23 protein-coding genes are annotated in these 19,980 nt (G+C 73.1%); 15 read left to right on the forward strand and 8 right to left on the reverse strand.

All coding sequences use genetic code 11. The features are described 5' to 3' along the window. The first annotated feature begins 3 nt into the window (after positions 1-3). From EIM47_RS11100 to EIM47_RS11110, 3 genes are read left to right on the forward strand one after another with little or no spacing between them, the layout of a single operon-like run. The gene (locus EIM47_RS11100; protein ID WP_125076920.1) at positions 4-867 is read left to right on the forward strand and encodes a DUF4198 domain-containing protein; all 864 of its coding nucleotides are present in this window, start codon (positions 4-6) and stop codon (positions 865-867) included. A 10-nt stretch (positions 868-877) separates the two neighbouring features. Then, complete coding sequence (locus EIM47_RS11105; RefSeq protein ID WP_125076921.1) at positions 878-1,861, forward strand: FAD:protein FMN transferase; 984 nt, start codon at positions 878-880, stop codon at positions 1,859-1,861. Further along, complete coding sequence (locus EIM47_RS11110; protein ID WP_125076922.1) at positions 1,858-3,477, forward strand: sulfite reductase flavoprotein subunit alpha; 1,620 nt, start codon at positions 1,858-1,860, stop codon at positions 3,475-3,477. The genes EIM47_RS11105 and EIM47_RS11110 overlap by 4 nt, the downstream gene beginning before the upstream one ends. On the opposite strand, the gene EIM47_RS11115 is transcribed toward EIM47_RS11110, so the two are convergent. Together EIM47_RS11115 and EIM47_RS11120 are read right to left on the reverse strand one after the other, a co-directional pair. Then, a complete protein-coding gene (locus EIM47_RS11115; RefSeq protein ID WP_125076923.1) occupies positions 3,471-4,082 on the reverse strand; it encodes a HutD family protein in 612 nt (203 codons plus the stop codon). The genes EIM47_RS11110 and EIM47_RS11115 overlap by 7 nt on opposite strands. Positions 4,083-4,307: 225 nt before the next feature. Beyond that, positions 4,308-4,688, reverse strand: coding sequence for a helix-hairpin-helix domain-containing protein (locus EIM47_RS11120; protein ID WP_019398137.1), 381 nt, complete (start codon positions 4,686-4,688; stop codon positions 4,308-4,310). Positions 4,689-4,898: 210 nt separating this feature from the next. Between EIM47_RS11120 and EIM47_RS11125 the strand changes: the two genes are divergently transcribed. The 3 genes from EIM47_RS11125 to murU all read left to right on the forward strand — a co-directional run bounded on the left by EIM47_RS11125 (position 4,899) and on the right by murU (position 8,226). Then, positions 4,899-6,404 (forward strand): M20 family metallopeptidase, encoded by a 1,506-nt coding sequence (locus EIM47_RS11125; RefSeq protein ID WP_125076924.1) that lies wholly within the window; start codon positions 4,899-4,901, stop codon positions 6,402-6,404. A 125-nt stretch (positions 6,405-6,529) separates the two neighbouring features. After that, entirely contained in the window at positions 6,530-7,534 is a 1,005-nt protein-coding gene (locus EIM47_RS11130; RefSeq protein ID WP_019398139.1) for a phosphotransferase, read from the forward strand. Next, positions 7,531-8,226 (forward strand): N-acetylmuramate alpha-1-phosphate uridylyltransferase MurU, encoded by a 696-nt coding sequence (murU, locus tag EIM47_RS11135; protein ID WP_019398140.1) that lies wholly within the window; start codon positions 7,531-7,533, stop codon positions 8,224-8,226. Before EIM47_RS11130 ends, murU begins: the two co-directional genes overlap by 4 nt. 47 nt (positions 8,227-8,273) lie before the next feature. On the opposite strand, the gene hda is transcribed toward murU, so the two are convergent. From hda to EIM47_RS11150, 3 genes are read right to left on the reverse strand one after another with little or no spacing between them, the layout of a single operon-like run. Further along, positions 8,274-8,987: a DnaA regulatory inactivator Hda gene (gene hda / locus EIM47_RS11140; RefSeq protein ID WP_019398141.1), complete on the reverse strand. Its 714-nt coding sequence runs from the start codon at positions 8,985-8,987 to the stop codon at positions 8,274-8,276. Beyond that, complete coding sequence (locus tag EIM47_RS11145) at positions 8,984-10,162, reverse strand: AI-2E family transporter (protein ID WP_125076925.1); 1,179 nt, start codon at positions 10,160-10,162, stop codon at positions 8,984-8,986. The genes hda and EIM47_RS11145 overlap by 4 nt, the downstream gene beginning before the upstream one ends. A gap of 8 nt (positions 10,163-10,170) precedes the next feature. Further along, entirely contained in the window at positions 10,171-11,253 is a 1,083-nt protein-coding gene (locus EIM47_RS11150; RefSeq protein WP_240626219.1) for a DUF2066 domain-containing protein, read from the reverse strand. 177 nt (positions 11,254-11,430) lie between these two features. Between EIM47_RS11150 and purM the strand changes: the two genes are divergently transcribed. From purM to EIM47_RS11170, 4 genes are read left to right on the forward strand one after another with little or no spacing between them, the layout of a single operon-like run. Next, positions 11,431-12,459: a phosphoribosylformylglycinamidine cyclo-ligase gene (gene purM, locus EIM47_RS11155; RefSeq protein WP_125076947.1), complete on the forward strand. Its 1,029-nt coding sequence runs from the start codon at positions 11,431-11,433 to the stop codon at positions 12,457-12,459. 7 nt (positions 12,460-12,466) lie between these two features. Continuing rightward, a complete protein-coding gene (gene purN / locus EIM47_RS11160; protein ID WP_019397481.1) occupies positions 12,467-13,150 on the forward strand; it encodes a phosphoribosylglycinamide formyltransferase in 684 nt (227 codons plus the stop codon). Positions 13,151-13,196: 46 nt separating this feature from the next. Beyond that, entirely contained in the window at positions 13,197-13,961 is a 765-nt protein-coding gene (locus tag EIM47_RS11165) for a DUF3108 domain-containing protein (RefSeq protein WP_028915341.1), read from the forward strand. 1 nt (position 13,962) lies between these two features. Beyond that, the gene (locus EIM47_RS11170) at positions 13,963-14,646 is read left to right on the forward strand and encodes a DUF3108 domain-containing protein (protein WP_125076927.1); all 684 of its coding nucleotides are present in this window, start codon (positions 13,963-13,965) and stop codon (positions 14,644-14,646) included. Between the two features lie 19 nt (positions 14,647-14,665). Here EIM47_RS11170 and EIM47_RS11175 read toward each other — a convergent pair whose 3' ends face one another. From EIM47_RS11175 to EIM47_RS11185, 3 genes are read right to left on the reverse strand one after another with little or no spacing between them, the layout of a single operon-like run. Then, positions 14,666-14,968: a hypothetical protein gene (locus EIM47_RS11175; RefSeq protein ID WP_019397478.1), complete on the reverse strand. Its 303-nt coding sequence runs from the start codon at positions 14,966-14,968 to the stop codon at positions 14,666-14,668. Next, the gene (gene murA, locus EIM47_RS11180; protein ID WP_125076928.1) at positions 14,969-16,252 is read right to left on the reverse strand and encodes a UDP-N-acetylglucosamine 1-carboxyvinyltransferase; all 1,284 of its coding nucleotides are present in this window, start codon (positions 16,250-16,252) and stop codon (positions 14,969-14,971) included. Positions 16,253-16,303: 51 nt separating this feature from the next. After that, a complete protein-coding gene (locus EIM47_RS11185; protein ID WP_019397476.1) occupies positions 16,304-16,534 on the reverse strand; it encodes a BolA/IbaG family iron-sulfur metabolism protein in 231 nt (76 codons plus the stop codon). A gap of 64 nt (positions 16,535-16,598) precedes the next feature. Here EIM47_RS11185 and EIM47_RS11190 point away from each other — a divergent pair, with 64 nt between their 5' ends. The 5 genes from EIM47_RS11190 to lptB are packed head-to-tail and all read left to right on the forward strand — an operon-like array spanning position 16,599 to position 19,967. Further along, a complete protein-coding gene (locus EIM47_RS11190; protein ID WP_125076929.1) occupies positions 16,599-17,594 on the forward strand; it encodes a KpsF/GutQ family sugar-phosphate isomerase in 996 nt (331 codons plus the stop codon). Between the two features lie 25 nt (positions 17,595-17,619). Further along, positions 17,620-18,186, forward strand: a complete 567-nt coding sequence (locus EIM47_RS11195; RefSeq protein ID WP_026010263.1) for a 3-deoxy-D-manno-octulosonate 8-phosphate phosphatase — start codon at positions 17,620-17,622, stop codon at positions 18,184-18,186. Beyond that, the gene (gene lptC, locus EIM47_RS11200) at positions 18,183-18,740 is read left to right on the forward strand and encodes an LPS export ABC transporter periplasmic protein LptC (protein WP_019397473.1); all 558 of its coding nucleotides are present in this window, start codon (positions 18,183-18,185) and stop codon (positions 18,738-18,740) included. Before EIM47_RS11195 ends, lptC begins: the two co-directional genes overlap by 4 nt. Beyond that, the gene (gene lptA, locus EIM47_RS11205; RefSeq protein WP_026010262.1) at positions 18,718-19,245 is read left to right on the forward strand and encodes a lipopolysaccharide transport periplasmic protein LptA; all 528 of its coding nucleotides are present in this window, start codon (positions 18,718-18,720) and stop codon (positions 19,243-19,245) included. Before lptC ends, lptA begins: the two co-directional genes overlap by 23 nt. Beyond that, entirely contained in the window at positions 19,245-19,967 is a 723-nt protein-coding gene (gene lptB, locus EIM47_RS11210; protein ID WP_019397471.1) for an LPS export ABC transporter ATP-binding protein, read from the forward strand. Before lptA ends, lptB begins: the two co-directional genes overlap by 1 nt. Positions 19,968-19,980: the final 13 nt, after the last annotated feature.

Consider the following 19,980-nt stretch of genomic DNA (forward strand, 5'->3'; position numbering starts at 1 on the left):
ACGATGAAGAAACATGCGTTCGTCCTCGCCCTGGCGCTGGCGTTGCCCTTCTCCGCCGCCGCGCACAAGCAGTGGCTCGTGCCCTCGCAGGCCACGGTCGCCGGCCAGGACGTGTGGGTGACCTTCGACGCCGCCGTCTCCAACCAGCTGTTCTTCCCCGACCACGTGCCGATGCGCCTGGACAACGTGGTCGCCACCGCCCCGGACGGCAGCCAGGTGCCGCTGCAGAACGCCAGCACCGGCAAGTACCGCAGCACCTTCGACCTGCACCTGCAGCAGGAAGGCACGTACCGCATCGCCAACGTCAACCGCGGCGTGTCGGCCAGCTGGGATACCGCCGAGAGCCTGGCGGCCAAGGCGAAGGCCAGGGCCGAGGGCAAGCCGGTGACCGGCCAGGGCGCGCCGCGCGGCGGCTTCCTGCGCAACGCCAGGCCCGAGGAGCTGGCGGCGAAGATCCCGGCCGACGCGCGGAACGTGCAGGTCACCGAGACCCTCGGCCGGGTGGAGACCTTCGTCACCAACGGCCGCACCACCGACATCAGGCCGCTGGGCGAGGGCCTGGAGCTGGTGCCGGTGACCCATCCGAACGACCTGTTCGCCGGCGAGGAGGCGAAGTTCGTCCTGCACGTCGACGGCAAGCCGGCCGCCGGCCTGGAGGTCGAGGTGGTGCGCGGCGACACCCGCTACCGCAACGCCCAGGAAGAGATCCGCGCGACCAGCGGCCAGGACGGCAGCATCGCCATCACCTTCCCGCAGCCGGGCCGCTACTGGCTGGAAGCGTCGACCGAGGACGGCAACACCCGCGTGCCGAAGGCCAGCAAGCGCCGCCTGGTGTACGTGGCGACCCTGGAAGTCCTGCCGCAGTAAGCGCCGGTCCATGGGCACCACGCAGCCGGCTGCCGCCGCGGGCCTGGCCAGCCTCGGCGGGCAGACCATGGGCACGTCCTGGAGCGCGCGCGTGGCCGTGCGCGCCTCCACCGACCTGCACGCCCTGCACGCCATCGTGCAGGGCGCGCTGGACGAGGTGGTGGCGCAGATGAGCACCTGGGAAGCGGATTCGGACATCAGCCGCTACCGCCGCGCCGCGGCCGGCAGCTGGCAGGCGCTGCCGGAAGCCTTCGCCCGGGTGCTGGAGGCGGCCCTGGACGTGGCCCGGGCCAGCGGCGGCGCGTTCGATCCCACCGTCGCCCCGCTGGTGGAACTGTGGGGCTTCGGCGCCGGCGGGCGGCCGCCGCGGGTGCCACCGCCGCAGCTGCTGGCCGAAACCCGTGCGCGCACCGGCTGGCAGCGGCTGCAACGCCGCGCCGGCGGCCGCGAGCTGCTGCAGCCTGGCGGCCTGGCCCTGGACTTCTCCGCCATCGCCAAGGGCTTCGGTGCCGACCTGGCGGCCGAGCGCCTGCGTGCCGGCGGCGTGGCCGCGGCCATGGTGGAAGTCGGCGGCGAGATCCGCGCCTACGGCCGCAAGCCCGACGGCAACGCCTGGCAGGTGCTGGTGGAAGCCGAACCCGACCTGGAGACCCCGGTGGCGCAGCTGCCGCCGCGGGTGCTGGCGCTGGAGGACGCGGCAGTGGCCACCTCCGGCGATCGCTGGCACCACTTCGAGCACGCCGGCCAGCGCTATTCCCACACCTTCGACCCGCGCAGCGGCGCGCCGGTGCACCAGGCCGCGGCCGCGGTCACCGTGGTGGCCGCCGACGCCATGCACGCCGATGCCTGGGCCACCGCGCTGACCGTGATGGGCGCCGAGGCCGGACTGCACTTCGCCGGGGAGCACGGCCTGGCCGCGCGCTTCGTCAGCCGCACCCCCGCCGGCCCGGTGGAAACGATGACCCCGGCATTCCGCCGCCACCTGGCCGCATGAATCCCGCCTCCGGCTCCAGCCGCACCGCGCTGTTCGGCCAGCTGGCGCTGCTGGCCCTGCTGCTGCTCGGCGCGTGCCTGCTGCTGCCGCTGCATGGCGACGACTGGTGGCCGGCCGCGCCGTCCGCGGACCGCCGCTGGCTGGCGGCCGCCATCGCCGCCGCCTGGCTGCTGGCCACCGCGCTTTGCCTGCGCAACGGCAGGTCCGCGGCGCCGGCGAGCGCGGCCTCCACCGGCGGCGATGCGGTGCTGGTGGCCTGGGCCAGCCAGACGGGTTTTGCCTCCGCGCTGGCCGAGCGCAGCGCCGCGATGCTGCGCGCGGGCGGTCGCGAAGTGGTGGTGCTGCCCCTGGACCAGGTCGACGCCACGCGACTGGCCGCGACCCGCCGTGCCCTGTTCGTGGCCAGCACCACCGGCGAGGGCGATCCGCCCGACCATGCCCTGGGTTTCCTGCGGCGGATGGACGACCGCGACCTGGCCCACCTGGAATACGCGCTGCTGGCCCTGGGCGACCGCAACTACGCCGCGTTCTGCGGCTTCGGCCGCCAGCTGGACGCGTGGCTGCGCGACCGCGGCGCGCTCCCGCTGTTCGACCGGGTGGAGGTGGACAACGCCGACGAGGCGGCGCTGCGCCGCTGGCAGGACGAGGTGGCGCGCATCGGCGGCGATGCCGCGGCCGCGGACTGGAGCGCACCGGCCTACCACCCGTGGCGCCTGGCCGCGCGCCAGCTGCTCAACCCCGGCAGCCAGGGCGGCCCGGTGCATGCGCTGTCGCTGCAGCCGGCCTCCGGCGCGCTGCCGGCCTGGCAGCCCGGCGACATCGCCGAGATCGGCCCCGGCCATCCGTCGCAGCAGGTCGCCGCGTGGCTGGCGGCCACGGGCCTGGATGGCACCGCGCAGGTGGACGCCGGCGATGGTCCGCAGCCGCTTGCCGGCCTGCTTGCGCGCAGCGTGCTGCCCGATCCGGACGGCGTGCGCGGGCTGGCCCCGCAGGCCCTGGCCGCGCGCCTGCAGCGCCTCCCGCACCGCGAATACTCGATCGCCTCGATCCCGGCCGAGGGCCGGCTGCAGCTGCTGGTGCGCGAGATGTACCGCCAGGACGGGACGCCCGGCCTGGGCAGCGGCTGGCTGTGCCGCCACGTCCCCGTGGGCGGGACCGTGGACCTGCGCTTGCGCAGCAACCCCGGCTTCCACCCGCCGGCCGCGGACCGCCCGCTGGTGCTGGTCGGCAATGGCACCGGCATCGCCGGCCTGCGCGCGCACCTGGCCGCGCGCATCGCCGCCGGCGCGCGCCGCAACTGGCTGCTGTTCGGCGAACGCAACGCGGCCTGCGACCTGTTCTTCGGCGACGAGCTGCGCCGCTGGCAGGAGGCGGGCTGGCTGGAACGGATGGACCTGGCCTTCTCCCGCGAGGGCGACCGCGCCTATGTGCAGGACCGCCTGCGCGCCGCAGCCGCCGAACTGGCCGCCTGGGTGGACGCGGGCGCGACCATCCTGGTCTGCGGCAGTGCCGGCACCATGGCCCCCGCCGTGGACACGGCCCTGGCCACGATCCTGGGCGCGGAACGGCGCGACGCCCTGCGCGAGCAGGGACGCTACCGCCGCGACGTCTACTGAGCCGCCGCCGCGGCCCCGGCCCGGCGCACGCGCAGCAGCAAGGCCTCGCCAGCCCCGTCCAGCAGGAAGCGCTGCCGCGCGGGCGCGGCCAGCCAGGCGTTGTCGCCGGTTTCCAGGTCGAACTCCACGCCGTCCGCGCCCACCCGCGCCCGCCCGCCCAGCAGGTACACGGCCCAGGCGGTGGCGGCATCGCAGAAGCAGAACATGCCGCCCACCAGCGGCCGGTGCAGCAGGTCCACCTCCAGCACGTCCGGGCGCCACATCGCGTTGAAGGCGCGCACGGGTGGGCCATCCAGCGGGATCCCGGTGACGGCCCGGTCGCCGGCAAAGCGCAACCGCTGGTGCGGCGGCAGCAGGGTCGCCTGCCCGCCATCGGCGAATTCCAGGCGCAGCCCGTCGCCGGACAGCAGCACCTGCTCGCGCTCCACGCCCGGCAGGGACGAATACGCCGCTGCCTCCTCGATATCGGCAATCGACAGGCTCAGGTCCCAGTTGCCCTCCGCCGGCAGGCGCAGGATGCGGCGGGTCCAGCCGGCGCCGTTGTGCCAGCGCTCGCGGACGTACTCGTGGGCCGGCAGGTGCCGGGCAGGACCGAAATTGGGCATGCGCCGATTGTGCCGCAGCACCGGCTGCGCATGGCAGCGGATCGCAGCCCGGCGGTGCTTCCCCACCGGACAAGGCAAGCGAAAAGATGCCGCCCGGCCGCACCTCCCTGTGCGGCGCGGACGGCCAACTGCACTGACGCCTTGCCTGGCGTGCAGTTTCCGGACGGCGCCTCCCTGCGACGCCCGGGCATCGGACACCTGCGCCGCGCCACGGCGCAGGCGTGCTCAGCGTCGCGCCACCGCCGGGTTCGCCGGCGCCTGCTCCGGTGCCTTGCCTGCAGCCGGGGCCGCGGCGGGCCTGGCCGGAGCGGTGGCCGCCTTCGCCGGCGCGCCGACGGTGATCAGGTCGCGGTTGCGCTCGATCGTCTTCAGGCCAATGCCCTTGACCAGGGCCAGCTCGTCCACGCTCTTGAACGGACCATTGGCCTTGCGATGGGCGACGATGGCCTCGGCCTTGGACGGGCCGATGCCGACCAGCACGGCCTCCAGCTGCGCGGCCGAGGCGGTGTTGATGTCGACCTTGTCGGCGGCCGAGGCGGTGAACACCGCGGCCACCATCAGCAGCAGCGTCAGCAGCAGCGGACGCGGATGGGAAAGGAACTTCATGGCGACACTCCCTTGTAGCGGTTGGATGGCACCCGGGGGCTGGCGTCCTGCCGGCCGGTTCCCGGTAGCCGCAGTCTGGACCGGGCCGTGGGCGGCCGCCATCGCCGCGCAGCGCATTGCGTTGACCGGGAATGCTGCATTCATCTGTAGGAAATCCCCGCCCCACGCCGGGGCGTAGAATGGCGCCATCCAATTTTTCCCGGAGTTTCCATGGACATCGCACGCCTCGACCCCGCCGCCGCAGCGCGTTTCATCGGCGCCAAGTGGGACGACGACATCGTCCCGCAGCTGGTCGAGTACATTCGCATCCCCAACAAGTCGCCGATGTTCGACAAGGACTGGAAGGCCAACGGCCACATGGACGCGGCGGTGAAGCTGATGGAGTCCTGGGCGCGCGCCCAGCCGATCCCCGGCCTGCAGGTGGAAGTGGTCGAGCTGGAAGGCCGCACCCCGCTGATCTACGTGGAAGTGCCGGCCACCGGCCCCGAGTCGGGCGACGACACCGTGCTGCTGTACGGCCACCTGGACAAGCAGCCGGAGATGACCGGCTGGGATCCGGACCTGGGTCCGTGGAAGCCGGTGCTGCGCGGCGACAAGCTCTACGGCCGCGGCGGCGCCGACGACGGCTACGCGATCTTCGGCTCGCTGGCGGCGATCCTGGCCCTGCGCGAGCAGAACATCCCGCACGCGCGCTGCGTGCTGCTGATCGAGGCCTGCGAGGAGTCCGGCAGCTACGACCTGCCGGCCTACGTCGACCACCTGGCCGCGCGCATCGGCAAGCCCTCGCTGGTGGTGTGCCTGGATTCGGGCTGCGGCAACTACGAGCAGCTGTGGTGCACCACCTCGCTGCGCGGCCTGGCCGGCGGCAACCTGACGGTCAAGGTGCTCAGCGAAGGCGTGCACTCCGGCGACGCCTCCGGCGTGGTGCCCTCCAGCTTCCGCCTGCTGCGCCAGCTGCTGTCGCGGATCGAGGACGAGGACACCGGCCGCATCATCCTCGAGGGCCTGCACGTGGAGGTCCCGGCCGAGCGCGTGGAGCAGGCGCGCAAGGTCGCCGAGACCCTGCGCGACGAGGTCTTCAGCAAGTTCCCCTTCCTCAAGGGCATGAGCGCCATGTCCGACGACCCGGCGGAGCTGGTGCTCAACCGCACCTGGCGCCCGGCGCTGTCGGTCACCGGCGTGGACGGCATGCCGCCGCTGGCCTCGGCCGGCAACGTGCTGCGCCCGTACACCGCGGTGAAACTGTCGCTGCGCCTGCCGCCGACCCTGGACGGCAAGAAGGCCGGCGAGCTGCTCAAGGAGGTGCTGCTGAAGGATCCGCCGAACGGCGCCCACGTCGAGCTGGAGCTGGAGAAGGCCTCCACCGGCTGGAACGCCCCGGCGCAGTCGCCGTGGCTGACCGAGGCGATCGAATCGGCCTCGCAGGCCGCGTTCGGCAAGCCGGCCATGTACATGGGCGAAGGCGGCTCGATCCCGTTCATGGGCATGCTCGGCGAGAAGTTCCCCGGCGCGCAGTTCATGATCACCGGCGTGCTGGGCCCGCACTCCAACGCCCACGGCCCGAACGAGTTCCTGCACATCCCGATGGGCAAGCGCGTGACCCAGTGCGTGTCGCACGTGATCGCCGAGCACTACCGCGCCAGCCTGCGCGGCCAGACCACCGGCGTCGGCGCGGTGGCCGGCGGCGAGCAGCACGGCGGCCACGGCTGCTGCTGATCCGAAGGCAAGCTGCATGACGCGAAGCGCCGGGCAATCCCCGGCGCTTCGCGTTTGCGGCGCCGGCGCCTCGCCGCGGACGCGCGCGGCGATTACCCTGTGCCGATCCCCGCCGACACCCACGCATGAACCCGCAAACCGCTTCCCAACGCGAGCTGCAGCGCCTGGCCTGGGCGCGCGCCGCCCTCGGCGATCCGGCCGCCACCCTCGAGCGTGCCTCCACCGACGCCGGCTTCCGCAGCTACTGGCGCAGCCACGGCGCCGGTGCTTCGCGGATCGTGATGGACTCGCCGCCCGGGCTGGAGGACGTGCGTCCGTGGCTGGCCATGCGCGACCTGCTGGAAGCCGGCGGCGTGCGCGTGCCGCAGGTGCTGGCGCGCGACGTCGAGCAGGGCTTCCTGCTGCTGGAGGACCTGGGCGGCCCGACCCTGGCCCAGGTCATCGACGACGGCAACGCCGATGCCTGGTTCGACGCCGCCGTCGGCCAGCTGCTGAAGCTGCAGGCGATCGCCCCGCCGCCGGCGATGGGCGTGTTCGGCGAGGCCCTGCTGCAGCGCGACGCGGGCCTGTTCGAGGACTGGTTCCTGCGCACCCACCTGGGCATCGAGCTGGATTGCGGCGAGGCCGAGGAGCTGCAGCTGGTGCAGCGCCGGCTGATGGACAACGCCCTGGCCCAGGCGCGGGTGGTCGTGCACCGCGACTTCATGCCGCGCAACCTCATGCCGGTCGAGCCCGGCCCGGCGGTGCTGGATTTCCAGGACTGCGTGGTCGGCCCTATCGCCTACGACCCGGTGAGCCTGTTCAAGGACGCCTTCCTGTCCTGGCCGCTGGAACGGGTCGATGGCTGGCTGGCGCGCTACCACGGGCGCGCCGCCGCGGCCGGACTGCCGGTGCCGCCGCTGCCGGTGTTCCTGCGCGACGCCGACTGGCTGGGCGTGCAGCGGCACCTGAAGATCCTCGGCATCTTCGCCCGCCTGCACCACCGCGACGGCAAGACCAGGTACCTGGTCGACGCGCCGCGCTTCATCGCCTACCTGGACGAGGTGCTGCCGCGGCACCCGCAGCTGCAGCCACTGCAGCGCCTGCTCGATGCCCGCATCCGCCCGGCGATGGCGGAGGTGGCCGCATGAAGGCGCTGGTCTTCGCGGCGGGCCTGGGCGAACGCATGCGCCCGCTGACCCTGCACACGCCCAAGCCGCTGCTGGAGGCCGGCGGCAAGCCGCTGCTGGCCTGGCACCTGGAGAAGCTGGCCGCGCTGGGCGTGGACGAGGTGGTGGTCAACACCTCCTGGCTGGCCGAGCGGTTCCCCGGGATGCTCGGCGACGGCAGCCGCTGGGGCCTGCGCCTGCATTACAGCTACGAGGGCCCGGAACCGCTGGAAACCGGCGGCGGCATGCTGCATGCCCTGCCGCTGCTTGGCGACGGCCCGTTCATCGCGGTCAACGGCGACATCTGGACCGACTACGACTTCGCCCGGCTGCCGCGCCAGCCGCGCGGCGACGCCCACCTGGTGCTGGTCGACAACCCCCGGCACCACCCCGGCGGCGACTTCGTGCTGGACGACGACGGCCGCGTGCATGCCGATGGCGGCGCCAGGCTGACCTTCTCCGGCATCGGCGTCTACCGCCCTTCGCTGCTGGCCGGCTGGCGCGCGACCGTGGACGGCGATCCCGGCAACCCGCCGCGCTTCAGGCTGGCGCCGCTGCTGCGCCGGGCCATGGCCGCCGGGCGCGCCAGCGGCGAGCACCACCGCGGCCGCTGGACCGACGTCGGCACTCCGGAGCGGCTGGCAGCACTGGACCAGGCCCTGCGCGCGGACTGAGCGCGGCCGCAGGACCCCGGACACCCGGATACGGGGACGGCGCCGGCTCAGCCGGCGTCGAGCAGGCCGCGCAGGAACGGCACCGTCACCCGCCGCTGCGCCGCCAGCGAGGCCCGGTCGATGCGCTCCAGCAGGCCCAGCAGGTGGCCCATGTCGCGCCCGGTGCGGGTCAGCAGCCAATCGATCGCCGCTTCCTCCAGCACCAGCCCGCGTCGGCGGGCGCGGTCGCGCAGCACCGCGCGGCGGCCCTCGTCGTCCAGCGTATGCAGGGCGATGCGGGTGCACTGGCCCAGGCGCGAGCGCAGGTCCGGCAGCACCAGCGGCAGCGCCTGCGGCGCGGCGGTGGCCAGGTACAGCACGGAAGTACCGGCGGCGCGCATGCGGTTGTGGAAATCGAACAGCGCGACCTCGTCCTCGCGGTCGCCGGCGATGGCCTCCAGCCCGTCCAGCGCGACCACGTCGGCCTCCTGCGCCTCCAGCGCCTCGCGCAGGCGGCCGCGCGCGGCGCGCAGCGGCAGGTAGGCCGCGCGCCGGCCGGCACCCTCGGCCTCGGCGCACACGCCCAGGCCCAGGTGGGTCTTGCCGGCGCCGCTGGCGCCCTCCAGGTAGATCCAGTCCGCGCCGGGCAGCCGCGCCAAGTCGCGCAGCTGTTCCAGCGCGCCGGCCGGGGCGCCGATGTAGCTCTCCAGGCGCTGCTCGGGCGGGTAACGCAGCGCCAGCGGCAGTTGCGGGGTGCCGGCCTTGCCGGGGGGAACGCTCACGCCTCCGGGCCCTGGCCGCGCGCGGGCGGCTGTTGCGGCGGTTCCGGCGCGCGTTCCGGGAAGGGACCGAGCACGATCGAGGGCGAGCCCTGGCCGCCCATGTACAGCCCGCTCTGGCGGTAGCGCTCGGCGGCGAAGCGCAGCAGCACGTTGATCACCGCCGCCGCCGGCAGCGCGATCAGCATGCCGAGGAACCCGAACAGCTGGCCGCCGGCCATCACCGCGAAGATCACCGCCACCGGATGCAGGCCGATCTTGTCGCCGACGATGCGCGGGGTCAGCACATAGCTCTCCAGCAGCTGGCCGACGGTGAACACCACGCCCACCAGCACCAACAGCCGGGTATCCAGGCCCTGGGCCTGGACCAGCGCCGCCACCATCGCCAGGACGATGCCGGTGGTCGCGCCCAGGTAAGGAATGAAGCTGATCAGGCCGGCGACCATGCCAATCAGCAAGCCCAGCTTGAGCCCGGACAGCTGCAGGCCGATCGCGTAGATCGCCCCCAGCGCCAGCATCACCACGAACTGCCCGCGCAGGAACGCGGCGAGCACGTCGTTGGACTCGCGCGCCAGGCGGGTGACCGTATCCAGGTGGTCGCGCGGGACCAGGGCCGCGACCCGCTCCACCAGCAGGTCCCAGTCGCGCAGGAAGTAGTAGGTCAGGATCGGCAGCAGCACCAGGTTCACCACCCAGGCCACCATCGCGAAGCCGGAGCGGGAGATGTAGCCGAACACCGCGGTGGCAAAGCCACCGGCCTGCTGCCAGTGCTCGCGCACCCATTGGACCAGCCGCTCCGGATCCAGCCACACCATCAGTTCCAGCCCGGTGCGCGCCTCCAGCCACGGCACCGCGGTCTGCACGAACCAGTCGCGGTAGGCCGGCAGCGACTCCACCAGGGTGCGCACCTGGCGTTCGAGCATCGGCACCAGGATCAGCAGGGCCAGCACCAGCAGCAGGGTCATCAGCCCGAACACCAGGGCCACGGCCACGTTGCGCGAGCGCCCGGCGCGCTCGAGGCGGTCGACCAGCGGGTCGCCCATCCAGCCCAGCAGCGCGCCGAACACGAACGGGGTCAGGATCGGCGCCAGCAGCCAGACGACCCACAGGCCGACCAGCCCCAGCACGATCCACTTGAGCTGCTGCAGGAAGCGCGCGATCTCCGCTTGCCCGTCCATCGGCCGGCTCATCGGATGCGGTACTCCCCGGGCACGCCCTCCACCGGCTCCACCGGCGCGTTCTGGCCGAGCATGCGGTCGAACCCGGACAGGCCGGTGAGCAGGTCGAGGTCGAACTCCACGCGGTCGCCGCTGGCGCGCACCGGCGCGATCCGGCGCACCACCGGCAGCCGCTGCAGCAAGGCCGAGACCTGCAGGTAGTCCTCGGCCCCGTGCAGCCCGGTGACCACGACCCGGTAGGTGCCGGCCGGCTCGGACACCGGGACCTTGGCGTAGCGCTGGATCAGCGCGTCGGCGGCCACGTCGGCGCCGCTGGACAGCGCGCGCCGCGGGTCGGATTCGTTGACCGTGCGGGTGGCCAGCACCCGCCCGGCGTCGACGAAGGTCCAGTCGGTGGCCCAGCCGTTACCGCTGCGGTACATCTTGCCGATCAGCTGCATCGGCGGGCTGTAGCGGGCCGAGGCGCGGGCCACGGCGGCGGTGTCGCCGCGCCAGATCGCGCCGACCACCGCCTGCTCGGCGGCGCCGCCGGACGGCAGGCCGAGGCGGTAGCCACGCTCGACCGCGCGCTCCAGCAGCGGACGCGCGGCATTGACCTGGCCGGTGCCCAGCAGGCGCGGGCCGCTGCCGTCGTCGATCGCCAGCCACACCACCGGCTTGGGCCGCGGCTGCGCCCACACCGGCAGGCCCAGCGCCGAGACCAGGCCGTCGACCAGTTCCGGATGGAAGCGCACCACCAGCATGGTGCGGAAGGTGGGCGCGCCGCCGGGCGAGGTGCTCTGGTCCTGGCGGTAGTCGTAGCTCTCCACGTAGGCGTCGGCGTTGCGCAGCTCCTGCGCCACGCCGGGGCGGTTGGCCACCGCAGGGTCGCCGGAGAGCTTGGACAGCACCTGGGCCAGGGCACGGGCGAAACCGGCCGCGCGCGCCGAATCGGCCTGGCTGCCGACCTGCACCTCGGCCGCGTACAGGCCCTGCGCGGCCGCCACCTCGCCTTCGGTGCGCAGCCCGTCCTGGGCCGCTGCCGGCGCGAAGGGCAGGCACAGCAGCAGCGCCAGGAACAGGGTCAGGCCGCGGCGGACGGGCATGGGGATCCTCGATGGACGGGGAATACCGGGGAATTGTTGCCCGAACCGCATGCCCGCGCCAATCGACGCAGCGCGAAGGCGGGACGCCGGGCGTCCCCGGCCGCGGCGCGGCTGCTAGAATCGCGGCCCTTCCCCGCAGCTGCCGCAGGCCCTGACGTGAGCCAGACTCCTACGCCCACTCCCCTGACCTACCGCGACGCGGGCGTGGACATCGACGCCGGCAACGAGGTCGTGGAGCGGATCAAGCCGCTGGTGCGGCGCAGCTTCCGCCCGGAGGTGATGGGCGGCCTGGGCGGGTTCGGCGCCCTGTTCGACCTGTCCGGCAAGTACCGCGAGCCGGTGCTGGTCTCCGGCACCGACGGCGTCGGCACCAAGCTCAAGCTGGCCCAGCAGCTGGGCCGCCACGACACCATCGGCATCGACCTGGTCGCGATGTGCGTCAACGACATCCTGGTCCAGGGCGCCGAGCCGCTGTTCTTCCTGGACTACTTCGCCACCGGCAAGCTCGACGTGGACACCACGGTCGCGGTGGTCGGCGGCATCGCCCGCGGCTGCGAGGAGTCCGGCTGCGCCCTGATCGGCGGCGAGACCGCCGAGATGCCGGACATGTACCCGCCGGGCGAGTACGACCTGGCCGGCTTCGCCGTGGGCGCGGTGGAGAAGTCGCAGCTGCTGGACGGCTCCCGCGTGCGCGAGGGCGACGTGCTGCTGGGCATCGCCTCCTCCGGCCCGCACTCCAACGGCTATTCGCTGATCCGCCGCATCTACGACCGCGCCGGCCGCCCGGCCGAGCTGGTCCTGGAGGACGGCAGCAAGCTGGTCGACGCGCTGATGGCCCCGACCCGGCTGTACGTGAAGCCGGTGCTGGCCCTGCTGCGCGAACACGGCGAGGCGATCCACGCCATGGCCCACATCACCGGCGGCGGCCTGACCGAGAACATCATCCGCGTCATCCCCGAGGGCCTGGGCCTGGACATCGAGGCGCAGGCCATCGTCCTGCCGCCGGTGTTCGCCTGGCTGCAGCGCGAAGGCGCGGTGGCCGACGAGGAAATGTGGCGCACCTTCAACTGCGGCGTCGGCTTCGTGCTGGTGGTGCCGCAGGACGCGCTGGCCGCGATCGGCGCCGCGCTCGACGCCCAGGGCCTGGCGCACCGCGCCATCGGCCGGGTGGTCGCGCGCGCCGGCGGCGACGGGCGCGTGCGCATCGCCTGAGGCACCCATGGCCCCTACCGGCGGGCGCCAGCCGCGGCTGGCGGTACTGGTCTCCGGCCGCGGCAGCAACCTGCAGGCGGTGCTGGACGCGATCGACGAAGGCCGCCTCGACGCCGAGGTGGTCGGGGTGTTCTCCGACCGCCCGGAGGCGCCGGCGCTGGCCAAGGTCGCGCCGGAGCTGCGCTGGAGCCGCAAGGCCCGCGCCTATCCCGACCGCGCCGCGTTCGACGCCGACCTGGCCGAGGCGGTGGCCGCCTGCCGCCCGGACTGGATCTTCTGCGCCGGCTACATGCGCATCCTCGGCGATGCCTTCGTGCGCCGCTTCGAAGGCCGCCTGCTCAACGTCCATCCCTCGCTGCTGCCGCTGTACAAGGGCCTGCACACCCATGCGCGGGCGCTGGAGGCCGGCGACGCCGAACACGGCGCCAGCGTGCACTTCGTGGTCCCGGAACTGGACGCCGGCGCGGTGGTGGCCCAGGTGCGCATCCCGGTGATGCCCGGCGACACACCCGACACCCTGGCCGCGCGCCTGCTGCCGCACGAACACCGGCTGGTCACCGCGGTGCTCGGGCTGGCGGTGGCCGGACGCCTGGCTGAACGCGATGCACGGGTCTGGGTCGACGGTCAGTGCCTGTTTAAACCGCTGCAACTAGATTCCGCGGGCGCCCTGAAGCCGGAATCACGCGCCTGACACCGGCGCGCGGGCATGCTTCCCCGTCGTCCCCTGCCCGAGCCGCATGCGCCCCATCCTCGCCTCCCTCCTGCTGCTGACCGCCAGCGCCCTCCAGGCGCAACCCGCCCGTGCGCAGGAAGCGGCGCCGCCCGGCCTGCCCGCGCTGCCGCCGGCGCCACGCGTGCTGGAACCGTTCCAGGCCACCTACGAGGCCTGGTACCGCGGCCGCCCCGCCGGCAGCGCCACCATGCGCCTGGTGCGCCAGGACCCGCGGCACTGGACGATCGAGCTGGACCTGCGCGCCGAGCGCGGCGTGGCCAGCCTGGCGCGGCTGAACATCCACCAGAGCACGCTGTTCGACGAGCACGACGGCCACTACCGCCCCCTGGGCCAGAACACCGAGCGGCGCGCGGTGCTGTTCGGCAAGCAGGTCAGCGGCAGCTACGACTGGGGCGCGATGCAGGCGCGCTGGAGCGGCGACATCAGCCGCGAGCGCCGGCGCCCGGTGCCGCTGCAGCCGGGGGACATGAGCGCCCTGCTGATCAACCTGGCGCTGATGCGCGACGCCCGCCCCGGCGCGGTGCTGGAATACCGCTTCGTCGACGGCGGCCGCGTGCGCGGGCACGTCTATCATGTCGGGCAGACGCCGGAGACGCTGGCCGTGGGCGACATGAGCTACGAGGCCTTGCGGGTCGAACGCCGCGACCGCGACGGCGACCAGACCCTGGTCTGGGTCGCCGACGGCGTGCCCACCCCGATCCGCATCCTGCAACGCGAGGACGGCGAGGACGAGGTCGACCTGCGCCTGATCGAGTACCGAGGAGCCTGAGATGAACCGGACCCGCCCCCTGATCCGCCTCCCGCTGCTGCTGGGCCTGCTCGCCGCCGCCGTGCCGGCGCTGGCGATGGAGCCGTTCACCGCCGACTACACCGCCAGCTACATGGGCATGCGCGCCGACGGCACCATGACCCTGGCGCGCGAGTCCGGCGACCGCTGGAAGTACAGCCTGCGCATCCGCAACCAGGTCGCCGACCTGAGCCAGGTCACCGTGTTCGACGAGCACCAGGGCACCCTGCGTCCGCTGAGCAGCAGCGACAGCTCGGTGGCGCTGATCAAGCGCAAGTCGGTGCAGGCCAACTACGACTGGAAGGCCGGCCAGGCCACCTGGAGCGGCGACGTCAAGCCCGAGCGCCGCGGCCCGGTGAAGCTGCAGCCCGGCGACATGGACGCGCTGCTGATCAACCTGGCCGTGGCCCGCGACCTGGCCGCGGGCAAGCCGCTGTCCTACCGCCTGGTCGACGAGGGCCGGGCCAAGCCGCTGCGCTACGAGGTGGCCGGCAAGGAGCAGATCACCGTCGCCGGCAAGCCGCGCCAGGCCACCAAGGTGGTGCGCCGCGACGACAAGCGCGAGACGATCGCCTGGATCGTGGCGGAAATGCCGGTGCCGGCGCGCATCCTGCAGCGCGAGAACGGCCAGGACACCATCGACCTGACCCTCAAGGCGCTGCGCTGAGCGCGGCGCCCTGGCCGGTTCACTCCTCGGCCTTGAACACCGTCTGGCACTGCACCCGGATCACCTCGCCGCTGCGGAACCAGCGGAAGGTGGTGCATTCGCGGTTGCCCTCGCTGCTGCGTTCGGCGGTCACCGCGTAGAACGACTGCAGGATCTCGCCGCGGTCGACCACGCCATCGCCGTTCCAGTCCATGTCGGAGGTCTCGACCCCGCGGGTGGCGGCCATGCCCAGCCAGCCGGCCACGCCGATCAGCACCAGCATTGCCGCCAGCAGGCCCAGCAGGACCTTGCGGCGGGTGGTCATGCGTCCTCGCAGCAGCATTCAGCCCTCCCCTTGCCGCGCGTCGATGCGGCGGATGCTGGCGCCCAGCGCGCCGAGCTTGGCCTCGATGTTCTCGTAGCCGCGGTCCAGGTGGTAGATGCGGTCGATGGTGGTTTCGCCCTGCGCCACCAGGCCGGCCAGCACCAGGCAGGCCGAGGCGCGCAGGTCGGTGGCCATCACCGGAGCGCCGCTGAGGCGCGGCACGCCGCGCACCACCGCGGTATGCCCGTCGATCTGGATGTCCGCGCCCAGCCGCAGCAGTTCGTTGACGTGCATGAAGCGGTTCTCGAAGATCGTCTCGCTGATCACGCCCACGCCCTCGGCCACGCAGTTGAGCGCCATGAATTGCGCCTGCATGTCGGTCGGGAACGCCGGGTACGGCGCGGTGGTCAGGCTGACCGCGCGCGGGCGCCGGCCCTCCATGTCCACGGTGATGCTGTCCGCGGTGGTGGCGACCGTGGCGCCGGCCTCGCGGAGCTTGTCCAGCACCGCTTCCAGGGTATCCGGCCGCGCGTTGCGCGCGGTCACCCGGCCGCCGGTCATGGCTGCGGCCACCAGGAAGGTGCCGGTCTCGATCCGGTCGGGCAGCACCACGTGGCGGCCGCCGCCCAGGCGCTCCACGCCGTGGATGGTGATCCGCGCGGTGCCCGCGCCCTCGATCCGCGCGCCGAGCGCGTTGAGGCAATCGGCCAGGTCGACCACCTCCGGCTCCATCGCCGCGTTCTCCAGCACCGTGGTGCCCTCGGCCAGGGTGGCGGCGGCCATCACGTTCTCGGTGCCGGTGACGGTGACCATCTCGAACACGAAGCGCGCGCCCTTCAGGCGCCCGGCGCGGGCCTTGATGTAGCCGTTCTCGACGCTGATTTCCGCGCCCAGTGCCTGCAGCCCGCGGATGTGCTGGTCCACCGGGCGCGAGCCGATCGCGCAACCGCCCGGCAGCGCCACCTCGGCCGCGCCATGGCGCGCCAGCAGCGGGCCCAGCACCAGGATCGAGGCGCGCATGGTCTTGACCAGGTCGTAGGGGGCCACGTGGTTGCGCACCGTGCGCGGGTCGACCACCAGGCTGCGCGCCAGCTCGCCCTGCTTGTAGTCCACGCTCGCGCCCAGCTCGCCCAGCAGCTTGAGCGTGGTCATCACGTCGTGCAGGTGGGGGACGTTGGCAATCTCCACCGGCGCGTCGGCCAGCAGGGTCGCGCACAGGATGGGCAGGACGGCGTTCTTGGCGCCGGAGATGGCGACTTCGCCGCGGAGCGGCGCGCCGCCGCTGACTACGATCTTCTGCATGGGAACCCGGGTACGGGGGAAACGGTGGGAAACGGCGCCATGCGGCGCACCTCAGGCGGCTTCGTCGGGGGTCACGGTCCGGAGCGACAGGGCGTGGATCGCCCCGCCCATCAGGTCGCCCAGGGTCGCGTAGACCATCCGGTGGCGGGCCAGCGGCAGTTTGCCGCGGAAGGCCTCGCAGACCACGGTCGCCTCGAAGTGCACGCCATCGTCGCCCTGCACGTGGGCTTTGGCACCGGGCAGGCCTTGCTCGATCAGGCGGGCGATGGTGTCGGCGTCCATGAAGCTGTTGGCCTAGAATGAAGCACCCTAGTCTAGCGAATCCGGGCCGCTCCCGGGCCGATACATGAGCGCAGCCGCCGAGTCATCCGCCGAACCCGCGCAGCTGGCCGCCGCCGGCAGGCGCGTGTTCCAGGTCGAAGCCCAGGCCCTGGAAGCGGTCGGGCAACGGGTCGGCGAGGACTTCGCCCGCGCCTGCCGGCTGATCCTGGGCTCGCGCGGGCGCCTGGTCTGCACCGGCATGGGCAAGTCCGGGCACGTGGCGCGCAAGATCGCCGCCACCCTCGCCTCCACCGGCACCCCGGCGTTCTTCGTCCACCCCGGCGAGGCCGGGCATGGCGACCTGGGCATGATCACCGACGCGGACATCGTGCTGGCGCTGTCCTATTCCGGCGAGTCGGACGAGGTGCTGATGCTGCTGCCGGCCCTGCGCCGCCAGGGCAACAAGGTGATCGCGATGACCGGCCGCCCGCAGTCCACCCTGGCGCGCGAGGCCGACATCCACCTGGACGTGGGCGTGCCGGCCGAGGCCTGCCCGCTGCACCTGGCCCCGACGTCCTCCACCACCGCCTCGCTGGCCATGGGCGACGCCCTGGCGGTGGCGCTGCTGGAGGCGCGCGGCTTCACCGCCGACGACTTCGCCCGTTCGCACCCGGCCGGCAGCCTCGGCCGGCGCCTGCTGCTGCACGTCACCGACGTGATGCACGGCGGCGAGGAACTGCCCTGCGTCGGCGAGGACGCCAGCGTGGCCGAGGCGCTGGTGGAGATGAGCCGCAAGCGCCTGGGCATGACCGCGATCGCCGCCGCCGACGGACGCCTGGCCGGGATCTTCACCGACGGCGACCTGCGCCGCGCCCTGGACCGCGGCATCGACGTGCGCCAGGCGCGGATCGCCGAGGTCATGACCCGCAACCCGCGCACGATCGACGCCGGGCAGATGGCCACCGAGGCCGCGCACCTGATGGAGCGCCACCGCATCAACGGCCTGATCGTGGTCGACGCCGAGCAGCGCCCGGTGGGCGCGCTCAATGTTCACGACCTGTTGCGAGCACGCGTGGTTTAACCGCCCCATGTCCCCGGAACCGATCGTGGCCTACGACCCGCTGTCCCTCGTCCCCCCGGAAATCGCCGAGCGCGCGCGCCAGGTCCGGCTGGTGTGCCTGGACGTGGACGGCACCCTCACCGACGGCCGCCTGTACTTCGACGCCGCCGGCAACGAGATGAAGTCCTTCAGCGTGCTCGACGGCCAGGGCCTGGTGCAGCTGCGCCGCTTCGGTTTCCACGTCGCGCTGATCACCGCCCGCCCCAGCCTGGTGGCGCAGAAGCGCGGCGCCGACCTCGGCCTGGAAACCCACATCGGCGTGGCCGACAAGCTCGCCTGCATGGACGAACTGCTGGCCCGCCACGGCCTGGCGCGCGAACAGGCCTGCTTCGTCGGCGACGACCTGCCGGACCTGGACTGCCTGTGCGTGGCCGGCCTCTCCGTGGCGCCGGCCAACGCCCATCCGTGGATCGCCGAACGGGTCCACTGGCGCACCCGCGGCCGCGCCGGGGAAGGCGCGGTGCGCGAGGTCTGCGACGTGCTGCTGGCGGCGCACGGCCACGTGCCGGCGATCCTCGCCGGGCACGGCTCGCGCGACGGACGCCGGGCATGAACTGGCGCCTGCTCCTGGGCCTGGTGCTGCTGGCGGCCGCCGCGGCCACCGGCTGGTCGGCCTGGCAGATGCGCGGGCGCGAGGCGCCGGCGGCCGCCAGCGGCGAGCGCTCGGACTACGTGCTGCGCGACTTCGAACTGGTGATCCTCGGCAAGGACGGGCTGGAGTCGGTGCGGGTGCAGTCGCCGGAGCTGCAGCGCCGCGAGGACGAGAGCATGGACCTGGAGCAGCCGCTGTTCCTGGCCCCCGCCGAGCCCGGGCCGTGGCGGCTTTCGGCCGAGCGTGGCTGGATCAGCGCCGACGGCGAGCTGCTGCGCCTGGAGGGCAACGTCGCCGGCGACAGCGACCCGGCCAGCCCCGCCCCGAGCAGCTTCCGCACCGACGTGCTGGAATTCCTCCCGGCGCAGGACCTGGCGCGCACCGACCGCCCGGTGCGCGTCACCCGCCCCGGCCTGCTGCAGACCGGCAACGGCATGGAAGCCAACCTCAAGACCCGCCAGTACCGCCTCCTTTCCCAGGTCAGGACTCGCTATGAACCTTCCGCGCGCCCTTAAGTCCCGGACCGCCGCCCTCGCCGTGCTGGCGCTGGCCACGCTGTCCTCCACCGCCCTGGGCAAGAGCTCGGACCGCAACCAGCCGATGACGCTGGACTCGGACAACTCCGACTGCAGCCAGGCCAGCGCAGACTCGCGCTGCGTCTTCACCGGCAACGTCGAGATCGTGCAGGGCACCCTGCACATCACCGCCGCGCGCGCCGAGATCGTGCAGCGCGGCGGCGAGATCGAGCAGGTGGTGCTGACCGGCAAGCAGGCCACGATGCGCCAGGAGATGGACGACGGCGCGACCATGAACGCCCGCGCCGACCGCATCGTCTACGAGCCGAAGAAGGAGCTGCTGACGCTCACCGGCAACTACACGGTCGAATCCCCGCGCGGCAGCAACAGCGGCCAGCGCATGGTCTACAACATGGCCAGCGGCCAGATGCAGAGCGGCGGCGACGGCACCCGCGTGCGCACCGTGATCCAGCCACGCGCCCAGCAGAACAAGGAAGGCAACTGATGCTCGTCGCCGAAGGCCTGCGCAAGAAGTACAAGCAGCGCGAGGTGGTGCGCGAGTTCGGCCTCTCGCTCGACGCCGGCGAGGTGGTGGGCCTGCTCGGCCCCAACGGCGCCGGCAAGACCACCTGCTTCTACATGATCGTCGGCCTGGTCGCCGCCGACGCCGGGCGCATCGTGCTCGATGGCCGCGACATCACCGCCGAGCCGATGTACACCCGCGCCCGCCTGGGCGTGGGCTACCTGCCGCAGGAACCCTCGGTGTTCCGCAAGCTCACCGTGGCTGACAACATCCGCCTGGTGCTGGAGCTGCGCGAGGACCTCAAGGACGGCGACGCGCTGGAAGCCGAGCTGTCCTCGCTGCTGGACGAGCTGCAGATCGGCCACGTCGCCGACCAGCTCGGCGCCAGCCTGTCCGGCGGCGAGCGCCGGCGCTGCGAGATCGCCCGCGCCCTGGCCGCCAGGCCGCGGCTGATGCTGCTGGACGAGCCGTTCGCCGGCGTCGACCCGATCTCGGTCGGCGAGATCCAGCGCATCGTCACCCACCTCAAGAACCGCGGCATCGGCGTGCTGATCACCGACCACAACGTGCGCGAGACCTTGGGAATCTGCGACCGTGCGTATATCCTCGCCGAGGGACGCGTTCTGGCGCAGGGGGCCCCGGACGCACTGCTGGCCAACCCGGACGTGCGCCGGGTCTACCTCGGGGACACCTTCCGCCTCTGACCCCCTGGCCCGG

It is taken from the genome of Pseudoxanthomonas sp. SGT-18 (genome assembly GCF_003931645.1).
Classification (GTDB): Bacteria; Pseudomonadota; Gammaproteobacteria; order Xanthomonadales; family Xanthomonadaceae; genus Pseudoxanthomonas.